Genomic DNA, 20,559 nt, shown 5'->3' with positions numbered 1-20,559 from the left:
ATCTACGGCATGCTCTTTGCGATCTCGAATCCGGACATCTCATCCCAAGGAGTTGCGCTCCAGAGGTGGAGCAAGGCCTTCCAGATACGGTTGGCGAGCGGCCAGTCAGGAGTGTCCCCGGTGAGAGTGACCGTTGCGAGCAGGTCACAGCCCCAGATGCCCTGTTCGTCTCCAGGCGATGCAGCGATCACCGACTCCGCGATCCTCTCCACTCCTACGTGCAACTCAAGGGCCAGCCAGTCAGCCGTGGGATCCCCGGCAGGCCCCCTGGTCGCCAGCGAGCACACGGCAACCTCGTCCACGAACGGACCAGACCGTTGCGCCACTAGGAGATCACCAGCTGGCAGGAGTTCGTCCAGAAGGCGGCTGACCGCTGCCTGCCCGTTCTCCTCGTCCGACCGACAGAAGAACGTGAGTTGGTATGCCACGGTCGGATCCCGCCTCCCCCAACGACTCGTCCCGATCATGATAGAGGCCGTCGTTCCATACCCCTGGGACGCCAGGGCGGCGCTCGGCGTGGCCAGTGGGGCTTGACATACGGCATTAGGAATCGGTGGCAATCGGTCAAGGTTCGATGACACAGGACACGCGTTCCACGGACATCACTACCGCAGGTCACAGCCCTGGAACGGTGGAAAGCGGCGACCCGGGCGTGCGGTTGGCAACCGCCCCGGCTGCTCACCCGCCCGTCCTTGGGCTGCGCGGATCGGTCTGGAACGGTGGGGAACGGTGGGTATGGGCGGGGAATTGGGCAATCCGGGCGCGATGGAACAGCGCGGCTACCGGCGGGCGCCCGGCCGCCGGTGGGCACGGCGGCCGCGGCCGCGCTGGAGCTCCCGCAGGGTCGCGCGGATCTGGGGTGCGGTCGGTGCGGGGCGGCCGTGCGCGGCCAGGCCGTCGAGCAGGTTGTCCACCAGGCGGGCCAGGTGGTCGATGCGGTGGCTGGTCCGGGGGCTGCGCCTCATGGCCGTCTCCTTCGGTCGGGTAGCGGGGGCTGGTGCTGCCCCGCCCATAGGCCGCTCGTGACAGAAGCCGGCGCTTCCCGGCAATGAACAAAATTGAGGCGGGTGTGACGGGTGTGACTTTCGGGTGGGGCCGTGCCGCGCCACCTACGCGGCACGCCACCCGGATCCGACCCCTTGACCACCCCCTTGTCCACGCCGCGGCGCGGTCGGCCGGCCCTCGCGTTTCTCCTGGACAGCAGCGGTTTCCCGGCAGGAACAGACTGCGGACAAGGGGTGCGCCTGCAGGCTGCCGTCCGGATCGCAGGCGATAGGCGTCGGCGGCCGGAAGGGAGTGGCAGTGACAGGCGCGAGAGCGGGTGTGCGGGCGTGGCCGGCGGGGTCAACGCAGAGTGCATGCTGGACAGATGGGGTCTGCCGGACAGGTGGGCCGCCGGGTGGTGCAACCGGCCGGGCCGGGGCTGGCAGGCCACTCGGTTGGGCACTTGAGATGCCACTGCGGAACCCACTTCCGTGCCGGACATCTGCATGTACTTTGTTTCCGCAGGTCAGCGCTTGTTTCCGCAGGCTGCGCGGCTCGTCACTACCCTCTTCTCCCCCCTGTGATGACAGACGGCGGGGGGATCATCGGGTTCCCGGGAGCACCCGGGACCCCTCCCCAGCCCCGGGGCCCCTCGGGCCGGGGTGGGCCTGGCCGCCCGACCGTTGGTCGGCCGGCGACTTGGCGGGAGTGGTGAACCGAGGCGGGGAGGCAGGGCTGATGGCAGGCACACCGATCACACAGCCGGGCGAGCAGACCAAGCGGCGCAGGCGGGCCGGCAACCCGGCCGGGTCGACGAACGCCCTGCGCGAGGACGTGCTGAAGGTGCTGGGGGTGATGAAGGTCGCCACCGCCGACCAGATCCAGCGCACGGCCGCCCCGCACCTGACCTACCGGCACACGGCCAAGCCGACGGCGGCTAAGCGGAAGGAGGCCCGCACGGCCGCTCACCGTGGGGCGCTGGCGGACCTGCGCGCCTCGGGGCAGGTGCTGTTCGGCGGCCACACCCGTACCGGGGAGGGCCTGCGGCTGCTCACCCAGCTGGGGCTGGACTCCGCGACGGGTCCGCTGGGCCGGCCGAAGAACGAGATCGGGGGCGCCGCCCGGGGCGCGGGCCGCTCGGGCGCGCAGCACGCGATGTCGGTCAACGAGACGATCCTGGCCCTGCTCAGCCCGAAGCCGGACCTGGCCCTGCTGGCCGGTGAACCCCCGGAGGCGGTGGAAGCGGCCCGCGCCGCCGCCGCGCAGCCGGGACTGGGCTCGCTCGGCTCGTACGTCACCGAGGTGCACCTGCCCTACACCGGGACCTGGTCGACGCAGGGCAAGAGCGGCGTCCAGGCCGACATCGTCGTTGCGGTACCGGACGGCAGGGTGCCGCTGCTGTTCGTGGAGGTCGACAACTGCTTTGAGGAAGCCGCCGTGCTGGCGGCCAAGTTCGACAAGTACGCCCGCTTCTTCGCCCGGCAGATCACCGACACCAACGGGGAGGACCTGCCAATGTGGCGCCAGAAGTGGAGCGCCACGCCCACCGGCTACGGCGACGCGCCGCACCCACCGGTGCTGCTGGTCTTCAACCAGATCGGGCCCCGCAACGCGAAGGCGACCATGAAGCAAGTCGCGGGACGCACCCTTCACCACTGGCAGGGCGAGCGCCACCGGCAGCACAGCACCTACGACGGGTGCATCCCGATCGTGGCGACCACGCTGGAGCGCTTGCGCGAGCACGGCCCGGCCGGGCCTGCGTTCTGGCGCTTCGGCCGCTCCGGCTTCCAGCCGCTGGACGACGCGGTGGGCAACCCTCGCAAAGTCGCCGCCGACGCGGCTTACCGGGCCGCCGAGGCCCGCCGGGTAGAGCAGCTCCGGGCCAAGGAGGCCGCCGAGCGTGAGGCCCGCCGGCCGAAGTGCACCCGCTGCGGCACGAAATTCACCGACCAGCGGTGGAAGGAGTCCGAAGAGGACGCTTGGGGTACCCCGACCGACAGCCACCCCAAGCTGTGCGGGGACTGCAAACTGCTCGCGCTCGAGGTGGAGCGGATCCGCAAGGCCGCGAAGAAGGAAGCTGACCGCAAGCGCCGCGAGGCGGCCAAGGCCGCGAAGGAGGCAGCCGAAGCCGAAGCCGCCCGCAAGGCGAGCGGGATTCTGGGGCGCTTCCGCCGCTGACAGTGGGGGTTCGCTCCAGCCTCGCGTTCGCTCGGGAAAGGGCCTGGAGCGTAGTGCGGGTCTCAAGGCCCGTCCAGGCCTGCGGCAGTGTCCTCTGCGGGGCGACCTTGCACATTCCAGCTCTACCTTGCGTGGGACATTGCACAAGGCAGTTGGATCTTGCATACGGCTGGCGCTTCGGGGCTCCCACCTCGCTGAAGGTTGATCGACACGAAGGCGAGGTCGGCCAGGTAGGTGTCGGGCCTTCCCCCGTGAAGGTGGGCACGCGGTTATTGATCACGCGGCGAGTGTGAGTTTAGCGGTGTGGTGTCGGTGTTCGTATTCGTTGGGGCTGAGGTGGCCGTTGGCGGAGTGCCGGCGGCGGGTGTTGTAGCGGGTCAGCCAGGCGAAGACGGTTCTGCGGCAGGTGTCGGAGTCGCCGTAGTCGGTGGCGCCCTGGAGGGTCTCGTGTTTGAGGGAGGCGTGGAAGCTTTCGCAGGCCGCGTTGTCGGCGCTGGTGCCGATCGCGCCCATCGAGCGGGTGACCCCGAGCTGGTCGCAGAGGCCGGCGTAGGCCCGGGATCCGTATTGCGCTCCGTGGTCGCAGTGGAACACTGCGCCGTCCAGGCGGCCGCGGGTCGAGGCTGCCATCCGCAGTGCGTCGGTGACCAGGCCGGTGCGCATGTGGTCGGCGATGGACCAGCCGACGACCTTGCGGCTGAAGCAGTCCAGCACGGTCGCGAGATAGAGGAACTCCCCGCCTGCGAGCGGGAGATACGTGATGTCGCCCATGTATTTGCGACCCGGCTCGGTGGCGGTGAAGTCCCGCTGGAACAGGTCCGGGACCGGTGAGGCTGCCGGGTCCGGGACGGTGGTGCGCACGCGTCTGCGCAGGCGGATGCCGGTGATGGAGAACGTTCGCATGACCCGGGCGATCCTCTTTTCGTTGACCCGCCGCCCTTTCTCGCGGAGCTCGGCCGTGATTCGCGGGGAGCCGTAGGCGCCGCCGGACTCGCCGTGGACCTGACGGATCTCCTCGGCCAGGACCCGGTCCTCCCGCTGCCGGGTGGCCCGGGCCTCGGCGCCGGCGAGCCACTTGTAGTAGCTGGACCGGTTCACATCCAGGACCTGGCAGAGCCGCTTCACCTCGTAGGTGTCCCGGTGGTCGTCAACGAACTGGAAGCGGCTCCTCACCAGTTCGTCTCTCCGGCGAAATACTTGGCCGCCTTGCGGAGGATGTCCCGCTCGGTGGCGAGCTTGCGCTCACTTGCCTCCAACTCGGCCACCCGGGCCTCCAGCTGTCGGACCCGCTCGTGCGGATCAGCGGACGGCACGGCCTCCCGGGGCTGGGCGCCCGGCTTCGCAGCCGCGGCGGTGATGCCACGGCGTTCGCGGTCCCGCAGCACCCACTCCCGCAGGGTCGCCCTGTTGACGCCCAGGTCAGCGGCGATGCTCTTGTAGATCGCCCCGGGTGTGGACTCGTACAGGGCCACGGCATCGGCCTTGAACTCGTCCGAGTAGTCCTTCATCGCCATCGGCGGTCTTCTCGCTTCCTCCGGATCAAGCAGATCCAGTATCAGCGTGTCCACCACTCAGGGGGAGGACCCTTCCTCCAACTCCCCGTCCCACAGCCCGTACAGCAGCTGGCGCGCGTTCTCCATCCGCTCGTAGACCACCAGGCCCTCGGGCTGCCCGACCAGGGCGTAGCGACCGTACGTGGCCGGGGCGCTACCGGGCCCGTAGACGCGCAAGAGGTCGGCCAGAGGCTCGCGGTGTCGGTGGTCGCCCGTAGGATTTTCCGCAATGGGGACAGGAGGGCGATATGGCGAATGACGGTATTGATCGCCGGGCGATCGAGCGGCACGTCAAGGAGATCAACAAGGTGTACCAGCAGGTCGCCAAGAAGTACCCGGTCACTGTGCCGGTTCAGGGCCGGGGATTCGCCATGTCTGCTGGCGTTGTCGGCGGAGGCATCGAGCATGACCCGGAGCTTGTTCGCCTTCTGATGGTGTTCGGCGAGGAGACAGCGAACTACGTTGGTCCGGAGGCCTTCGTCGAACTGTTCGGGAAGTCGGTGGAGGACGTCGACGTCCTTGCGCACGCCCTGGAGCGGGACGGATTGATCCAGTCCTCGAACACCTTCGGCGGCAGTCGGTACAGGATCACTGACGATGGCCGCGTGGAACTGCGGCGTCTTGGTCAGCTACGCGAGGATCCCGCGGCACGACATCGCTATGCCACCGACGCTTTCCTGCGCTGGCTCTACACCACGGCCCACGACCAGCGTCCTGTTGACCCTGCGAGATTCCTCACCGCCGTGGAGGCCGCCTTCGCCGGAAGTGATCTGACAGGCACCGAGCTGCACTACGCCCTGGCGCGCCTGACCCACTCCGGCCTTGTCAACGAAATCGGCACCGAGCCCAAGACCGTCGCAATCACCATCGACGGCATCGACTGCGTACTGTCTGGAGCGTCCGTGAGTGACTACCTGAATCGCACTCGTCCCGGGGACTACTACAGCATCAACGGAACGAATGTTGTCGCGGGCTCGCAAGGTAGCGTCGTGCAGAACAACCACAACGGCTTCGATGTGAGCGCCCTTCGCAACTTCGCCGCCATGGTTCAGCAGTTCGCGCCCAGCCTCGGTGCGGAACCGGATCAGCAAGAACAACTGGTCCGCGACGCACAACTCCTCACGGAGGAAGCCGACAACCCTGAGCCAGGGCGTATCCGGACAGCCTACGAGCGCGTGATGACCGGGTTGCGGGGCATCACCACCGCCTCCGCAGGCGTGGTCGCGGTCATCAGCCAGGGTGAGGAGGCGTACCGGGTCTTCACCGGGGGTTGAGATACGGGGTAGTGAAGGTGGCAGGGGCAGGATTTTACCGAGGGTTGACCCCTGTCACCTTCACCAGCGCATGCCGAGTGCGTCGAGTTCCTGGCGCCGTTCCGCGCTCAGCTTGTCGGCCCGGCGCCTGCAGTTGTCGACGAACAGCCCCAGTTTCACGGCGATCTGCGACCCGTCCAGTTCGCTGAGCTGGACGACCGCCTTGCGGGGAACAGCCTGGAGGCTGCCCTCGCGGGCGTGGAACTCCTTGGCCGCCCGTGGGGAGTGACCCGGACCGCCCCGGCAGGGGCGCTGTACGCCCGTGTGGCGGGCTGATGTCAGCAGCCGGTTCCCGTTCATCCCGCGTCAGCGAGGTGCACATGGCGGCGAACTAGGGTCGTGCCCGGCCTCTCGGTGGGTCCGGGCCCGGCCCTTGTTCGCGCGGCTCTACCAGCGCATGCCCAGCTCGGTCCGACCAGCGAACGATCCCGGCGTTCATAGGCCGGAGGACGTCTGGGGCTGGCAGGCTGCCGGGCATGGATGCAAGCTGGCCCGAGCGGCGGGTGTACGGGGCGGACCATGACGACTTGGAGCCGGGCCCCGAGGAAGGGTCGCGAATACGTCGAACTGGTGGGCGGCCCCTTGGACGGGCTCAATGCTGAGGTGACGCGCGGGGAGGGGAGCCGGCGGAATGAATTCTGAGCGAGCCGGGCACGTGAGCGACGCGGGAGTGCGGCTCCGGCATGTCGAGGAAGTCCCCGAGGGGGAACTCACCGGATACGCCCACATCGTGGTGGTGCCGCCCGCGCCGGAACTCGCGCACGCCCCGCTCCTGCGACTGGTGACCCCGCGGTCCTCCGCGATCGTGTCGATGCATCGCGTATTGGGCGGACCCGGTGCGGCGCTCACAGTGGCGGAACCGGCCCGGGAGGAGATCACCCCCCGGGGGCGGTCCGCGCATCAGCGCATACTCGACTACGCGCTGCCGCCCGGCCCCGCCGACGGCCCGCTCCTGTACCGCGTGGCGTGGGATGTCTCCGGAATCGACCCGCGCATGGGACAGGCCCGCGCGGAGGTCCTGCTCGCCCGCGTCCAACTCGCCGTTCCTGCCGACGGCGGTGACCGGGTCCTCAGCCAACGGATGCTGCGACTTGAGTGGTACACCCCCGGCCCGGGTCAGGAGATCGACCGCCTGAGCCGGCTGGCCGCTGACGACACCCTGCCCGCCTCGCTCACCGATGCCCTGGCGAACCTGATCGAGGCCGACGCGAAATCGGTGCCGGCCTGTCCGTACTGCTCCCTGCGCTGGGAGATCGACCTGCTGGACGTGGCCGACCGCCTGTGGGAGGAGGCCGACCGCCACGGCAGTACCCGGATCACCGCCGTCCTGCTGCCCTGGACTCCCACGACCGAGCACCGCGACGAGCACTGGCCGTGTTCCTGCCCCCGCGGCCGCCCGCAAGTGCGCTATCCGCAAGGCACTCAGCACGTCCCCCAGCGCCGCCCGACGCCCCCGCTTCCCTCGCAGGACGAGGTACGGCAACGACTGGCCGCCGCCCGCGCCCGCCACCGATCCCGGCGTGAGGCCCACGTCGACCCGGCACGCTGAGCTTGTGCTTTAACCAACGGTCACATTCCCCGCCCGCCCCGGGCCGTTCGGCCCCGCTCCGCCGGAGGGTAGGTTCGCTTCTGTCAGCGACAGGCTGACCGAATCAGCAGCGCGAAGGGCCCGATGTGACGCACGAGATGGACATTCAGATCGGGACTGACGTGCGGATTACAGGAGGACCGTTCACGGACTTCACGAGCCCCGTCGTGGCTGTCGACCATGTTCGGGGCCGTGTCGAGTTGACGGTGGACATCTTCGGCGACGCCACCAGGATCGATATCCCTTTGTCGGATGTCGTGAGAGTTGTCTGAGCTTTTCTCTTATGGTCTGATCCGGTCGCGTTCGGCGATGGTCTCGGGGCGCCGGACGGTTTTGCCCACGTCGTAGCGGGTGGCGGGTTGCTGGTTCTTCGAGCCGAGCGGTCTGCCGGGGCCAGGTCGGGTCGGTTTGGGAACCCGGGCCGGGCAGGGCAGCGTCGGGCGGAGGTTCCTGAACCCCCGGCGGACCCGGGCCGGGGTGAGCCTGTTCGGTTGGACCGGTCTCTCCCAGGGGCGGCGGACGTCCTCGGCGAGTGGCCGGGCAAGACGGAGCTGGGTGTGGGCGACGATGATCAGCCACGTCCACCGGTCCGCCGCCTCTGGTGTGCGGAGCTTGGGTCGGGTCCAGCCGAGGGTTTGCTTGATCATCCGGAACGTGTGCTCCAGGTCGAATCTCCGCAGGAACGCTTGCCAGCGAAGATCGACATCGGTGCCGGTCATGCCGATGGCAGAGGACCACAGCCACAGCGGCAGCGGCTGCCCGCCACCGGGCAGCTTGTCGACCTGCAGGCGGATCAGTGTCCCCTCGATGATGGGCAGTTCGCCGTCGTGGTCGATCCACGCGGAGCGGGTGGTGAGGCGGGGGTGGAGACGGTCCCAGGCCATCGCCCGTGCGGCACCGTAACGGTCAGTGACCTGGACGGTCGCCGTGTCTGGTTCGCCCCAAGTCTCGGACCTGGCGAAGCGGAACTCCTTGCCGTGCTTCGGCGGCCGCCCTCCCTGGGGATAGGCCAGGGCGTACTCCAGCGGTGTGGGTGTCGGCCGGCGCATGACACGGTCCGAGCGCATCCGGCCCAGGATCTCGACGGGCAGCCCGCCGAGAAGGTGGGCCATGCGCGGGGCGTCGTAGCCGGCGTCGAAGATGACCAGGATGTCCTGACCGCCCTCGCGCCAGCGTCCGCCGGCGATGAGGTCCTCGACCACGCGGCGGACCTGGCGGGCGGTGACCTTGGCGACGTCGTCCTCGGGGCCGAGTCGGACGGCGTCCAGCAGCTGGCACCAAGACGTGCGGCCGGCCTCCAGCGCAGCGACGAACGAGTACGGCCAGCCCGGGATCATCAGGTGCTGGTCCCGGCCGCGGCCGAAGGTGTGGCAGAAGAGCCTGTCCGCGCTGCACTCGGCGTCCGGCCGCAGCCAGTTGCTCACGTCCACAGCCAGGACGAGCCGGTTGTCGGCCGCCTTCGGCTGGGGCAGCGCGGCCAACGTCCGCCGCAACCTGTCGGCGTCGAGACGGCCCCGGTTGAGCGCGTCGTACAGCGCGCCGTGCCCACGCCGGTGCTCGGCCAGGAGCGTCAGATCCACCGGCGACGTCACCGGCCCGTCCGCACATAGCAGCGCGTCCGCGAGCTCGAACAGTTCGTCACGCCGCGCGGTCAGACAGGCGAAGAAGTCCTCCCGGAAGCGTGACGCTTCCGCGAACTGCTCCGGCCGGACATCGTGGTGCAGCAGACTCATTCCCCCACGGCCTTCGTCGAGTTCAAGTGCATCCTTGGTCGGGGCACATGATCAGATGAAGGCCGTGTCCACCTCCGGCAAACTCCCGAACGAGTGATCCCGTTCGAGGCGCCGTTCCGGCCCAGTGGATAAAGCACAAGCTGAGCTTGGTGTTTAACCTCGCCCGTCACCCGACCTGCTGATCTTGGTTTCTTCGTGAGACAGCAGGGCGACCGTTCTTCACGCTTCGAGGTGTCAAGCAACGTCGCGTGAAGGAACGGCCGCTGGTGAAGAGTCTGGCCCCTGCAGGTCCCGCTGATGCTGCGCTGGACGTGCTGTCCCACTTTCGTGTCCAGTTCTACGATTGCCTCTACACCAGGGCGGATGCGCTATTCGAGCTCACCGACGCGGTCCTCTGCGCGGACGGCCCGGTGAAGTCCCTGGTCGAGTTGACCCTCACGGCCGAGCACCGGCGCGGGCACGGAGCAATGTACGACGCGGTCAACCATGGCTGGGTGGAACCACGTCGCCTGCGCAGGCTGCTGGCTTCCACGCCGCTGCCCCGTGCTGCCGACGGGCGGATCGTGCTGGCAGTCGATGTGAGTAACTGGCTGCGGCCCGACGCCCCGACCAGCTCGGACCTGCTCTTCTGCCATGTCTACGGGCGGGGCCGCAGTGCCGACCAGTTCATCCCCGGCTGGCCCTACTCCTTTGTCGCCGCCCTGGAAACCGGGCGCACATCGTGGACCGCCATGCTGGACGCGATCCGGCTGGGCCCGGCCGACGACGCCACCGCGGTGACCGCCGCCCAGCTCCGCGACGTCTTCACCCGCCTCCTGCGAGCCGGGCAATGGAAGGTCGGTGACCCGGACATCCTGATCGTCATGGACGCCGGCTACGACATCACCCGCCTCGCCCATGTTCTGGCCGACCTTCCGGTGGAGCTGGTCGGCCGGCTGCGCTCGGACCGGGTGATGCTCCGCGACGCCGGACCCCGCCGCTCCACACCGCGCGGCGGGCAGCCCCGCAAGCACGGCGGTGTCCTCACTTTCGCCAAGCCCGACTCCTGGCACACCCCCGACCAGGCCACTTCCTGCGACACCACCCGCTACGGCACGGCAGAAACCCTCGCCTGGGACCGGATGCACCCCCGCCTGACCGCCCGCGGCCCGTGGCTCGACCACCGCGGCGAACTCCCCCTGATCCACGGCACATTGATCCGCCTGAAGGTCGAGCACCTGCCCGGCGACCGCGACCCGAAACCGGTCTGGCTCTGGTCCTCACGCACCTCGATGACCAGCGAAGACATCGACCTGCGCTGGCAGGCATTCCTCCGCAGATTCGACCTGGAACACACCTTCCGACTGTTCAAACAGACCCTCGGCTGGACCGTCCCCAAGATCCGCGACCCGCACACCGCCGACCTGTGGACCTGGCTGATCATCACCGCCCACACCCAACTCCGCCTCGCCCGCCCCCTCGCCGAAGACCTCCGACGCCCCTGGGAACGACCGGCCCAGCCGCGCCGGCTCACCCCCGCACGTGTCCGCCGAGGGTTCCGCCACCTCCGTGCGAAGACCACCCGCCCCGCAGCCGTGCCCCAACCCACCCGACCAGGCCCCGGACGCCCACCCGGCTCACAAAATCGCAGGCCAGCACCACGATATGAGCCCGGGAAAACCGTCAAACGCGTCGCAACCCTCACCGAACACGTCCGCCTGAAACAGCAGCAGGGATAAACGCCAAGCTGAGTGCCTGTTTTCAATCCAAGGGTGAGCGTTCTCTCAGCTCAGGAATCGAACGGTGGTGGTTTGACCCTCTCGGTCGACCTCAGGAGGGCGGGGAGGCGGGACAGCGTGGGGGTGAGAGTAGAGACGGTGGCCGCCGTCTCCAAGACGATCGGTCCGGCTGGGCTTCGAGATCCCGAGTGGCGGGAGCTGTGTCCTGATGAGAGAAACAGATCATGTCGGAGGAGGAGAAGGCACGTCATGCGCTGGTGGAGGAGATGGGCCACCAGTTGGAGGAGTCCCCCGGGGATGAGGACCGCAGGCTGGGCCGGCTGGTGGAGAGCGTCCTTGCAATGGGTGCGGACCTGGAGATGGCGACGGTGCTGCAGCGCGTGGTGGAGGCGGCGACCCGGGCGGTCGATGCCCGCTACGGAGCCCTGGGCGTGACGGACGAGCACGGCACCTTCACGGACCTGTTCACCACTGGCGCCGACCCGGGCCTGCGCGCGGCGGTGGGTCGTCTGCCACACGGCGAGGGCATCCTGGGCGACCTGGTGCGCGAGCCGGTGCCGATCCGGGTGGCGGACCTGGCCGCCGACCCGCGCAGCACCGGATTCCCCCCCGGTCACCCGGTGATGCACAGCCTGCTCGGCACCCCCATCCGGATCCGGGACACCGTCTACGGCAACCTCTACCTCACTGACCACCGGGACGGACAGCCGTTCAGTGAGGACGACGAGAACCTCCTGACCGCGCTGGCCCGCGTCGCCGCCGGGGTGATCGAGACCGCCCGCTACCACGAGCGTCTGAAGACCGCAGCCGAGGAACTTCAGCGCCACCTGCTGCCCGATCTGCCCGACCTCGGGCCACTGCAGATCCACGCCCGGTACCACCCCGCCCACGCCACCCCCCAGGTCGGAGGCGACTGGTACCAGGCATTCCCCGGCCCCGAAGGCGCCTGTTCTATCGTCGTCGGCGACGTCATGGGCCACGACACAAGCTCCGCCTTGACCATGCACCTGCTCGCCAGCATGCTGTACGCCCTGACCCTCGACCAGCCCCACGCCCCGGCCCAGATCGTGCAGCGCCTGGACCAGGCACTGCACCGCAGCGGCTCCGACACCATGGCCACCCTCATCCTGGCCACCCTCCACCCCCAGCCCGACGGCTCCTGGCGACTGCGCTGGACTAACGCCGGCCACCCGCCGCCGCTCATGCTCACCCCCGCGGGGCACGTGACCTACCTCGCCTCCGACGAAGCCCAGGGCATCATGATTGGCGTCGACTCCACCCAAGCCCAGCCCGAACACACCCACCCCCTCGAACCCGGCACCACCCTCCTGCTCTACACCGACGGACTCGTCGAAGACCCCCGCCAGCCCATGGCCGACTGCCTGCACTCACTCGCGCGCCTGACGGAGTCGCTGGCCAGCGCCCCCTCGACCAACTGTGCGACAAGATCATGGCCGCTCGGCCCGACCGTGACGACGCCGCCCTCCTGGTCCTCCGCGTCCCCACCACCTGAGCCCGGACACCGTCGACACACCCCCCAGTGCCTGAACGGAAAATTCCCCAGGTTGCGGACATGCTGGCGCGTTCGTTGGCCAGGGATTCAGTGAGTCCGCAGGTCAGGCGGCGGTCGTGGGATGCGAGAATGGGCCGACGCGAGGCCCGGTGGGCTCTTGGTGGCGCTGGTGACCACCGGCGCCACGATGATCAATCGCGGTGGGCTTCGCGGGAGGCCGGTTGTCCGCTGCGGCGGGAGGACCGGCGGGTGATGCGCCTGGTCATGAGGGTGATCGCGGCCCAGGTGATGAGCGATTCGGAGTGCTGGATGAGGCGTTCGTAGTCGCGGGCGTGTCGGCGGGCGTGCATGACCCAGGCGTGGGAGCGTTCGACGACCCAGCGGCGGGGCAGGACGACGAAGCCGGGGGTGTTCTTCGGGCGGCTGACGGTCTTTATGGTCAGGTTCAGGTAGGTCTTTGCCCAGGTCACGAGCTGTCCGGCGTAGGCGGAGTCGGCCCAGACGATGGTGATTTCGGGGTGCATCAGCCGCAGCCGGAACAGGACTTCCTTGGCCGCGTTGCGGTCGGTCATGTCGGCGGGGGTGACCATGACGAAAAGCGGCAGGCCCTTGGTGTCCACGACCAGGTGCCGTTTGCGGCCGTTGATTTTCTTGCCGGCGTCGTAGCCGCGGGAGTCCTTGCCGACGGTGTCGGCGGCCTTGATGGACTGGGAGTCGATGACGGTGGCCACCGCGCCGGGCGCCTTGCCCATCTCGCGGCGGATGCGTTTGCGCAAGCTGTCACGGATCTGGCCGATGACGCCGGCGGCGGCCCAGCGGGCCATGAAGCCGTAGCAGGTGCGCCAGGGAGGGAAGTCCTTCGGCAGCGCCCGCCACTTGCAGCCGGTATCGACCACGTAGCGGATGGCGTCCACAATCTCCCGCCGCGGATGCTTCTCCGGCCGGCCGCCGGCCGGGGTGTCGCAGGCCGGGACCGGCAGCAGGGGTTCGATCAGCGCCCATTCGTCGTCCCAGGTGTCGGAGGGGTAGCAGCGTGGCCGCGGCACGACTTCCCTCCCTCCAGCACCGGGTCCGGACTGCCGCGCCCCCAGGCGGGCGGCAGTCCGGACGGCTCATGCGTCGGTGAAATCGGCGATGACGTCGAGCGTGGACTCCACGGAGTTGAGCTGGGTATTCAGGGTCAGCGATGAGCGCGTCATCCGGGTGGGGGCGGCTCAGGCGGGGAGGGGCTGATCGACGTCTTCTCCGATCTGATCGAGGAGGTGATCGAGGATGCGGTGTGCCTGGGCGAGGCGTTGCGTGGCGCTGTCGAGGGTGTCGAGGGCGTCGTCGAGGAGCACGGCCTGGGGGTCGGCGGCGGGGCTTTGCAGTGTCTCCGCGATGGTGGTCCAGGCCGCGTTGACGCAATCGTGGATGTCGTTGAATGCCTTGGTGTTCTGCGTCCTCGTGAGCGTCCTGCCTTGTGCTTCGGTGATGAGCCGCGAGATGAGCAGCTGAGCGTGGGTCAGCTTGGATCGTGCGGTTTCCAGGGAGGACGGGCCGTCGTTCGTCATGCTCACAAGGCCGTGGAACTGGTCGCTGGTGTGTTGCAGGAGATCGAGGGCTTCCTGCAATTGCTGGTTTTCATCGATGTGGGCGCCTTCGCCAAGACGCCCGGTGACGCGGCGGCCTGGACAGTGCAAGGCACCCCTGGCCTGGCTGTCTGCCGGCCGTGGCCGTTCGGGGTAGGCAGGAAGGGAAGCGAGGTGCCGAAGACCGCCCTTGAGATCGAGGGCGTCGTCGAGACGCTGGGAAAGCTCTTCGTCAGCAGCTGCGAGAAGCTGATCCAGACGTGTATCGGCAGCCGTGGGGCGGCCCTCTACCGCGACGCTGTCACCATTGGGGACTTGCGTCTCCTGGGATACGGTGTGCTCACTCATCGCGGTCCCCTGTCTCCTCAGCGAGAGTCTGCTGCAGTCGACGCCGGGCGCGGCTCCGGTTCTTCCGCACGGCGTCTTCCCGTATATCAAGCGCTTGGGCGATTTCCCGGTCGGTGAAGCCGTCCTGGGACCACGCCATGACGTGCCGCTGCAGCGGCGGCAGCTGGGCCAGTGCGTTCAGGACCCGCTGATTTCCCTCCTTGAGGGTCACGTGGGCGATGGGACAGGTCCCGCCCGGGCGATCGGGCAACGGGTCGTATGGCCTGTCGCGATGGCCGGTCTGACGCAGATAGCAGCGGTGAGCGACCTTGCGCAGCCACGCCCGCGGTTCCCGGATGCTGTCCCATTTCTCGATGGCTATGGTGAATGCCTCATGGGCGGCGTCGGCAGCCTCGTAGGGGGTCGCGCCGACACGGACCAGGAACCGTGTCAGCTGCGGCATCTCGACGCGGTAGAGGTCCTCAAGACTGCTGGTCGTTAACGCGGGCGACGCCCCGTCGGTGTGTGGAGGTGCCGGTGCCGTCCTCCTCGCCACGGGCGAGGAAGACTCAGCCACGGCGTATCCCCGTCGGCTGCGTTCCCGTTACAACCTCGACGCTGCCGGGCCGTTCCAGCAGACGGCTGCCGGGCGGCAGATGCCGCACCCGCTCACTGAGGCATTGCTGCTGCATCTCGATTCTGCGTAGTTCGGTACGGCTGGCCACCCAAATATGCAGCAACCGACACAACCAGCCACACACCGTCAGCAGCCCTCCCCCGAGCACCGGATCCATCACCGTCTGCCTTCCCCGGCGGTGACCCGTTCACCTGCCGACACTATGTAGTGCACGCACCTCCGCCCTTTGTGACCTCGCCGCGCGTGATATACACCTCACAGCCCCGTCCGGCTCGACCAGCTGCTCAACCGTCTTGCGAGGAACCGTCTGCAGGCTGTCCTCGCGGGCGTGGAACTGCCGGTCGGCTGGCCATGTTCGCCGCCCACTTATCGGTCTGTGTGCGGGGCGCTGGAGGCCGCTCAGACGCCTCTGCGGGGGACAGGTGGAGCATGTGCTCGAGCATCCACTGCTGCGCGGGTAGCAGCTGCTCCCAGTCCAGGCGCTGCGCCAGCGCCCACGCCCCGAGGTCTTCGCCCTGCACCGTGGCCTCGCTCGGCGCGGGCAGTGGGGCGCCGGCCTCGATGAGGTTGCGGCAGAGCTTGTAGCAGCGTTGCCAGGCGACGGGCCAGGCCGGGCACCAGCTCGGGTCGATCTGCTCTAGGGCGTCGCGGCGTTCTTCGGTCAGTGCCCCGGCGGTGGATCCGACGGGGAGGCCGGCCTCGCGCCGTGCCTGGATCTCCGCCGCCTTCCGACCTGCGGTCCTGTTGTTCTTCATCCAGACGCCGATGGGGTAGCCGCGGTAGGTGGCGGTGGTGGGCGGGAGGAGGTGGCCCGCTTCTGCCGCCCACGCGGCTGCTGCAGACAGTCCCTCCTGGAAAGCGACGTCCCAGTGCGACCAGATCATGCCCAGTTCCTCGAGTGCGCCACCCCGGCGCCGCCCCTGGCTCGGGGGAGGGACTGGGGATGGGTGCTTCAGTGGGCGAGCATCTTCTGAATGGCCTGGCGCGTCACCTCAAGTTGGACCAGCAGACCGACGGTCCCGGCGCCCGTCGGTGCACACCGAAGGCCGGCTCGGTTCTGGCCCGTCCGCCTGTGAGGCCGCTCGCGGGGTGCTCCGGCGACTCCGGCAACCGCTGAGGATTCCACCGTCGGGCCCGTGCTCTTTCGTTCACATGCAGACCCCGGTGCGGAAAATCCGCCCGGATAAATTACGCAACTCGTACATAAATGCCCGTTAGGGGACAGGCGTCAAAGGTTGTACTCCCGTCCACTCCTTTTCCTGAATGTCTCATGCCATTCTTCCTAGTACTCGACCTGCTTACGGGCAGGTTCAGCATTGAGCATGGGGAGGGGCTCATGAACAAGAGATTCCGCATTGTCCTCGGAGCGGCCATCGTGGCAGGCCTGATGGCGGTCGCACCCTCGGCCTCCGCGTACAGCACTGCGAAGCTGGAGAGGTCCCAGCCCATCGCCGTCTATCCGGCGCCGGACGCGAATACATGCCAGACGCGCACCATTACGCTGGCCGGATACTGGTACGAATGGCGTAACTTCATGCAGGGCCAGACGATCAACTACAACGGGCAGTCGCCGCGCGACATCTATCTGGTCGGCGACACGTACACCTGGAAGGTCTGCCTGTACTACGGCGGCACCAAAGGCGTATACGACGAATTCTCCTATCTGGACCGTGGGAATTCCAACGTGGCCACGCTCGACGACCCCGATGTGTTCTTCGACAACGTGCCCGAGGGCGCGACCGCACTGACCGTCGACTGGGGGAGCCAACTGGTCCCGCTGCACGCGTAGAGCGTGTTCCGGCACCGCTGCTGCGGTGCCGCAGGACCGGATCGAGCCGCCGATGCCGCCCGATCCGGTCCTGCGCTCGCGGCCGCCGACCGTCACCCGATCGGTGGCCACGTCGAAGAGCTCATTTCACTCACCCAGGGCGGTGCGGCCGACCGCCCGCCGCCGGGTCCACGGGCACGCGGTCAGCCGCCGATGCTGTCGAGTTCGGTGATCGCGTCGGCCGTGTCGCCTACCAGCGCATCCCGAGCGCGTCGAGTTCTGCGCGTCGCTGCTCGCCCAGCTTGTCTGCCCGGCGCCGGCAGTTGTCGACGAACAGCCCTAGCTTCACGTCCGTCACCGTCCCGTCCGGCTCGCTGAGGTGGACGACGGCCTTGCGGGGAACGGTCTGGAGGCTGCCTTGGCGGGCGTGGAACTCTTTGGCGGCCTGGATGTTCAGCGCCCACTTGTCGGCTTGTGTGCGGGGCGCTGGAGGCCGCTCAGACGCCTCTGCGGGGGACAGGTGGAGCATGTGCTCGAGCATCCACTGCTGCGCGGGTAGCAGCTGCTCCCAGTCCAGGCGCTGCGCCAGCGCCCACGCCCCGAGGTCTTCGCCCTGCACCGTGGCCTCGCTCGGCGCGGGCAGTGGGGCGCCGGCCTCGATGAGGTTGCGGCAGAGCTTGTAGCAGCGTTGCCAGGCGACGGGCCAGGCCGGGCACCAGCTCGGGTCGATCTGCTCTAGGGCGTCGCGGCGTTCTTCGGTCAGTGCCCCGGCGGTGGAGCCGACTGGCAGGCCGGCCTCACGCCGCGCCTCGATCTCCACCGCCCGCCGACCCGCGGTCCTCAAATTCTTTGCCCATACCCCTACAGGGTGTCCGTTCCAGGTGGCCGTGGTGGGCGGGAGGAAGTGCCCGTGTTCGGCCGCCCACCCCTGCGCTGCTGACAGTCCCTCCTGAAAAGCGACGTCCCAGTGCGACCACACCATCTGCAACTCTTCGAGTTCCTTGGCGCGTGCGGGCTTCATCTGGCCCGCGTTGTAGAACCGCCGCTGATCGGCAATCCATGTTCCAAGTGGAAAATCAGCGGGTTGCCAGTCCTCAGGCGTGGTGAATGAGTAGGGGACTTTCAGATCCCCGTTCTCCTTCACGTACCGGGTCGCGGCCTGGATTCCCTGACGCCAGTACGCATTTTCCGGCTGGAGAATACGGAGCTTCATGAACTGCGCCAACACGGCCGGATCACGCGGAGTGGAGAAGGAAAGCAGACTCTGCGCGGGAGCCGAGGTGGCGCCCTCTTCGCCCCGTCCGGCGGCCTTGATCTCCGCCACCGTGGGTTTCCGGTGGCGGGTGTTGGCCTGCTGCTCTGCCAGCGCTTCGATGGTGTCCGCGTCGTGACTACGGAGCGCAGCCAAAATTCGGGCCAATCCGTTGTACCCCTTGGACGTCAGCATGGCGTCCGGGTCCTCGTCCTTGCCGAGAAAAACCGGCACTACCAGGCTCGCTACCTTGCCTTCTCCCGGCTTCATGCGCAGTGCCCGGCCGACGATCTGGAGGATGTCGACCGCCGATCCGCGCACATCTCCGAAGAACACAGCGTCACAACCCTTGGTGTCGACGCCTTCCCCGAGAATGCGAACACTGGACAGCAGCCGCAGCCGCATGGGGACCAGGTCGCTGTCGACGCGCTCGCCGACCGGATCGGCGAACTTCTCCAGGGTCGCCTTGCGGTGGTCGGGCTTGTGCTCCCCGCACAGCCACGACGCCCACACCCGATCCGGCTCCGGATACGTCTCCGGGTCGTCCTCCCACAGCCTCTGCGCGACCGCCGGCACCCCGGCCGCCATCGCTTCGGCCTCGCTGGTCCGGTAGTGGAACGTGAGCATGCGCCGCAGACCCTGCTCCGCCGACGTCTTCACCGCGGCGGTCTGCAACGCGGCGAGCCGACTCCCGCGCACGTTGTCCGACCGGGCCTCGATCCCCAGCAGCGCGGCCGCCTGGAGCTCCGGGTCGGTCACGTCGACACACACCACCTGCCACGCCGCGACCAAGCCCAGATTGCGGGCCTGCGAGAGCGTCAACTTGTACGCCACGCTGCCGAACAGCCCGTCCGGGTCGTCTTCCATGCTCGCGACCAGCACGGGCGCGCTGCTGCCGCCCTCTTCGGTCTCCGGCGCCTCCCACACGCGCGGGGTGGCGGTCATGTAGAGCCGCCGGTCAGCCGGAATCTTGGCGTTGTCGTGAATCGCGGCCCACGGCTTCGAGCCGCGTCCACTGACCCGGTGGGCTTCGTCCACGACCACCAGCGACCAGGGCGCCAACCCCGCCTCATGCGCCCGCTGGAGCGTCCCCAGACCCACACTGGCGTACGTGGCGAAGACCGTCACCTGCTCCAGGCCGCGCGTCCACGCCACCAGCTCGTCCACGTCTGTCGTGCACGCCGCCAACCCCTGCGCATCCTCCGCCCGCAGCGAGCAGATCCCGTAGAACGGCCCCGTACGCCCGCCGGCCCGCCAAGCGGCCGCCATCTGCGTTAGCAGATCCAAGGTCGGCACGAGCACCAGTACCCGGCCCGCCCGCAATTTCCGCGCAGTCAAAACCGCCATGAAAGTCTTTCCCGAACCGGTCGCCGCGATGACCTGCGCCCGCAGACCCTGCGCGGGCATTTCCTGACCCGGCTGCAATTCGAGTTTCCGCACCGCCGCATCGGACCCCTCGATCTGATGCGGGAACGGGTCCATCTCTACGACCGTGTTTTCTGCTTCGGCAGTGACTACCGCCACCATGGTTTTGACGCCCTTCCATCCCGGGACGATGCGTGCCCCGGACGGGTGAACTCCGGGGGTGGTGCCCGAGTCCAGAGTCTAGCGGCTAAGAGAAGTTGACGCACTGCATCCCGCTACTTGCGGCCGAGAGGAGAGTTCACACCCGGTGAGGTCCCCTCCTCTGTATCGTCCGGACCATGAAGACGCGTCACAAAGCGCACGCCATACTCCTCACGGACGCCGGCCAGCTCCTTTTCCTCCAGCGCGGCTGGCCGGGCGGCACGCCCTACTGCACTGCCGTCGGAGGGACCATCGAGCCCGACGACACTGACCTGACAGCGGGCCTTCGTCGCGAAGTCATGGAAGAAGTCGGAGCCGAGATCGGCCCGCCCACACCGATACTCACCCTCACCGAACCCGGCCCCCCGATTGCCGTGATCCACCACTACTTCACAGCTCAAGTGCTCAGCCTGGACCCTGCTCGACGTCATGGCCCGGAGCTCGACAACCCTGATGTCGGCACCTTCGATCCCATACAGATCCCAGCCACCGCTGACGCCCTCACAGCTCTCAACCTCCGCCCGCCAGAGCTTGCGGCATACGCCCTCACCCACCTGGTGACACCGCGAACCGAACCCCCTCCCTCCTAACCAGCTTGCTTGTTGCCCGCCCTGCACGGCCCGCACCGAACGGCTGTTCCCGCACCGATTGCGGGGCGCGGAGCGCTCCGCCGGGACCCGAGCGGAGCGAGGGGCCCCGGCCCGCCTGGAGGCGGGCGGAGCCCGCCGGTTGGCGGGCCGTCAACCCTGGAGCGAAGCGGAGGGGTTGGCCCGGCTACGCCGGGCAGACCGCGCGGAGCGCGGTCACGCAGAGCGAAGCGAGGCGTGACGCTTGCACAGCGCGCAGCGCTGTGGTACC

Annotated in this window: 18 protein-coding genes and 1 pseudogene; 7 read left to right on the top strand and 12 right to left on the bottom strand. The window is 68.4% G+C overall.

Annotated features, from left to right (window positions below):
* Nucleotides 1-2: 2 nt before the first annotated feature.
* Nucleotides 3-428, bottom strand: a complete 426-nt coding sequence (locus tag OG900_00095) for a hypothetical protein (GenBank protein ID WUH88680.1) — start codon at nt 426-428, stop codon at nt 3-5.
* A gap of 351 nt (nt 429-779) precedes the next feature.
* Nucleotides 780-965, bottom strand: coding sequence for a hypothetical protein (locus OG900_00090; GenBank protein WUH88679.1), 186 nt, complete (start codon nt 963-965; stop codon nt 780-782).
* A gap of 757 nt (nt 966-1,722) precedes the next feature.
* Here OG900_00090 and OG900_00085 point away from each other — a divergent pair.
* On the top strand, nt 1,723-3,162 hold the full coding sequence (locus OG900_00085) for a replication-relaxation family protein (protein ID WUH88678.1): 1,440 nt from the start codon (nt 1,723-1,725) through the stop codon (nt 3,160-3,162).
* Between the two features lie 276 nt (nt 3,163-3,438).
* Here the strand turns inward: OG900_00085 and OG900_00080 are convergent.
* Nucleotides 3,439-4,676, bottom strand: a protein-coding gene (locus OG900_00080) for an IS3 family transposase (protein ID WUH88677.1) whose coding sequence is annotated in 2 segments (ribosomal slippage) — nt 3,439-4,350 and nt 4,353-4,676 — 1,236 coding nt in all. Because the reading frame shifts where the segments join, the coding sequence is not laid out codon by codon here.
* Nucleotides 4,677-4,733: 57 nt separating this feature from the next.
* On the bottom strand, nt 4,734-4,892 hold the full coding sequence (locus tag OG900_00075) for a hypothetical protein (protein ID WUH88676.1): 159 nt from the start codon (nt 4,890-4,892) through the stop codon (nt 4,734-4,736).
* A 71-nt stretch (nt 4,893-4,963) separates the two neighbouring features.
* Between OG900_00075 and OG900_00070 the strand changes: the two genes are divergently transcribed.
* Nucleotides 4,964-5,989, top strand: a complete 1,026-nt coding sequence (locus tag OG900_00070) for a hypothetical protein (GenBank protein WUH88675.1) — start codon at nt 4,964-4,966, stop codon at nt 5,987-5,989.
* A 60-nt stretch (nt 5,990-6,049) separates the two neighbouring features.
* Here the strand turns inward: OG900_00070 and OG900_00065 are convergent, their stop codons facing one another.
* Entirely contained in the window at nt 6,050-6,328 is a 279-nt protein-coding gene (locus OG900_00065; GenBank protein WUH88674.1) for a helicase associated domain-containing protein, read from the bottom strand.
* 331 nt (nt 6,329-6,659) lie between these two features.
* Between OG900_00065 and OG900_00060 the strand changes: the two genes are divergently transcribed.
* Nucleotides 6,660-7,577, top strand: a complete 918-nt coding sequence (locus OG900_00060) for a hypothetical protein (protein WUH88673.1) — start codon at nt 6,660-6,662, stop codon at nt 7,575-7,577.
* A gap of 320 nt (nt 7,578-7,897) precedes the next feature.
* Here OG900_00060 and OG900_00055 read toward each other — a convergent pair whose 3' ends face one another.
* Nucleotides 7,898-9,349, bottom strand: a complete 1,452-nt coding sequence (locus OG900_00055; GenBank protein WUH88672.1) for a transposase — start codon at nt 9,347-9,349, stop codon at nt 7,898-7,900.
* A 266-nt stretch (nt 9,350-9,615) separates the two neighbouring features.
* On the opposite strand from OG900_00055, the gene OG900_00050 reads away from it, so the two are divergent.
* Nucleotides 9,616-11,067 carry a transposase gene (locus tag OG900_00050; protein WUH88671.1) on the top strand — a complete coding sequence of 484 codons (1,452 nt, stop codon included), beginning with the start codon at nt 9,616-9,618 and terminating at the stop codon, nt 11,065-11,067.
* Between the two features lie 224 nt (nt 11,068-11,291).
* Nucleotides 11,292-12,674 carry a SpoIIE family protein phosphatase gene (locus OG900_00045; protein ID WUH88670.1) on the top strand — a complete coding sequence of 461 codons (1,383 nt, stop codon included), beginning with the start codon at nt 11,292-11,294 and terminating at the stop codon, nt 12,672-12,674.
* Nucleotides 12,675-12,825: 151 nt separating this feature from the next.
* Here OG900_00045 and OG900_00040 read toward each other — a convergent pair.
* The 5 genes and pseudogenes from OG900_00040 to OG900_00020 form a co-directional block, all read right to left on the bottom strand.
* Nucleotides 12,826-13,626: pseudogene (locus OG900_00040) on the bottom strand (IS5 family transposase).
* A gap of 168 nt (nt 13,627-13,794) precedes the next feature.
* Nucleotides 13,795-14,499 carry a hypothetical protein gene (locus OG900_00035; protein ID WUH88669.1) on the bottom strand — a complete coding sequence of 235 codons (705 nt, stop codon included), beginning with the start codon at nt 14,497-14,499 and terminating at the stop codon, nt 13,795-13,797.
* On the bottom strand, nt 14,492-15,034 hold the full coding sequence (locus tag OG900_00030) for a sigma-70 family RNA polymerase sigma factor (protein WUH95568.1): 543 nt from the start codon (nt 15,032-15,034) through the stop codon (nt 14,492-14,494). The genes OG900_00035 and OG900_00030 overlap by 8 nt, the downstream gene beginning before the upstream one ends.
* Nucleotides 15,035-15,047: 13 nt before the next feature.
* Nucleotides 15,048-15,272 (bottom strand): hypothetical protein, encoded by a 225-nt coding sequence (locus OG900_00025; GenBank protein WUH88668.1) that lies wholly within the window; start codon nt 15,270-15,272, stop codon nt 15,048-15,050.
* 127 nt (nt 15,273-15,399) lie between these two features.
* Nucleotides 15,400-15,999 carry a helicase associated domain-containing protein gene (locus tag OG900_00020; GenBank protein WUH88667.1) on the bottom strand — a complete coding sequence of 200 codons (600 nt, stop codon included), beginning with the start codon at nt 15,997-15,999 and terminating at the stop codon, nt 15,400-15,402.
* A 452-nt stretch (nt 16,000-16,451) separates the two neighbouring features.
* On the opposite strand from OG900_00020, the gene OG900_00015 reads away from it, so the two are divergent.
* Nucleotides 16,452-16,904 (top strand): hypothetical protein, encoded by a 453-nt coding sequence (locus tag OG900_00015; protein ID WUH88666.1) that lies wholly within the window; start codon nt 16,452-16,454, stop codon nt 16,902-16,904.
* 229 nt (nt 16,905-17,133) lie between these two features.
* On the opposite strand, the gene OG900_00010 is transcribed toward OG900_00015, so the two are convergent.
* Nucleotides 17,134-19,662 (bottom strand): Helicase associated domain protein, encoded by a 2,529-nt coding sequence (locus OG900_00010; protein WUH88665.1) that lies wholly within the window; start codon nt 19,660-19,662, stop codon nt 17,134-17,136.
* A 176-nt stretch (nt 19,663-19,838) separates the two neighbouring features.
* Here OG900_00010 and OG900_00005 point away from each other — a divergent pair, with 176 nt between their 5' ends.
* Nucleotides 19,839-20,291: an NUDIX hydrolase gene (locus OG900_00005; protein WUH88664.1), complete on the top strand. Its 453-nt coding sequence runs from the start codon at nt 19,839-19,841 to the stop codon at nt 20,289-20,291.
* Nucleotides 20,292-20,559 lie beyond the last annotated feature (268 nt).

Source organism: Streptomyces sp. NBC_00433, from assembly GCA_036015235.1.
Classification (GTDB): Bacteria; Actinomycetota; Actinomycetes; order Streptomycetales; family Streptomycetaceae; genus Actinacidiphila.
The sequence above is the reverse complement of the archived record's forward strand: the minus strand, read 5'-3'. Positions and strand labels throughout refer to the sequence as shown.

Coding starts and splice junctions, on each gene's coding strand:
- OG900_00090 (WUH88679.1), bottom strand. CDS start 965: ATGAGGCGCAGCCCCCGGACCAGCCACCGCATCGACCACCTGGCCCGC.
- OG900_00085 (WUH88678.1), top strand. CDS start 1,723: ATGGCAGGCACACCGATCACACAGCCGGGCGAGCAGACCAAGCGGCGC.
- OG900_00070 (WUH88675.1), top strand. CDS start 4,964: ATGGCGAATGACGGTATTGATCGCCGGGCGATCGAGCGGCACGTCAAG.
- OG900_00065 (WUH88674.1), bottom strand. CDS start 6,328: ATGAACGGGAACCGGCTGCTGACATCAGCCCGCCACACGGGCGTACAG.
- OG900_00060 (WUH88673.1), top strand. CDS start 6,660: ATGAATTCTGAGCGAGCCGGGCACGTGAGCGACGCGGGAGTGCGGCTC.
- OG900_00055 (WUH88672.1), bottom strand. CDS start 9,349: ATGAGTCTGCTGCACCACGATGTCCGGCCGGAGCAGTTCGCGGAAGCG.
- OG900_00045 (WUH88670.1), top strand. CDS start 11,292: ATGTCGGAGGAGGAGAAGGCACGTCATGCGCTGGTGGAGGAGATGGGC.
- OG900_00035 (WUH88669.1), bottom strand. CDS start 14,499: ATGAGTGAGCACACCGTATCCCAGGAGACGCAAGTCCCCAATGGTGAC.
- OG900_00025 (WUH88668.1), bottom strand. CDS start 15,272: ATGGATCCGGTGCTCGGGGGAGGGCTGCTGACGGTGTGTGGCTGGTTG.
- OG900_00020 (WUH88667.1), bottom strand. CDS start 15,999: ATGATCTGGTCGCACTGGGACGTCGCTTTCCAGGAGGGACTGTCTGCA.
- OG900_00015 (WUH88666.1), top strand. CDS start 16,452: ATGAACAAGAGATTCCGCATTGTCCTCGGAGCGGCCATCGTGGCAGGC.
- OG900_00010 (WUH88665.1), bottom strand. CDS start 19,662: ATGGTGGCGGTAGTCACTGCCGAAGCAGAAAACACGGTCGTAGAGATG.
- OG900_00005 (WUH88664.1), top strand. CDS start 19,839: ATGAAGACGCGTCACAAAGCGCACGCCATACTCCTCACGGACGCCGGC.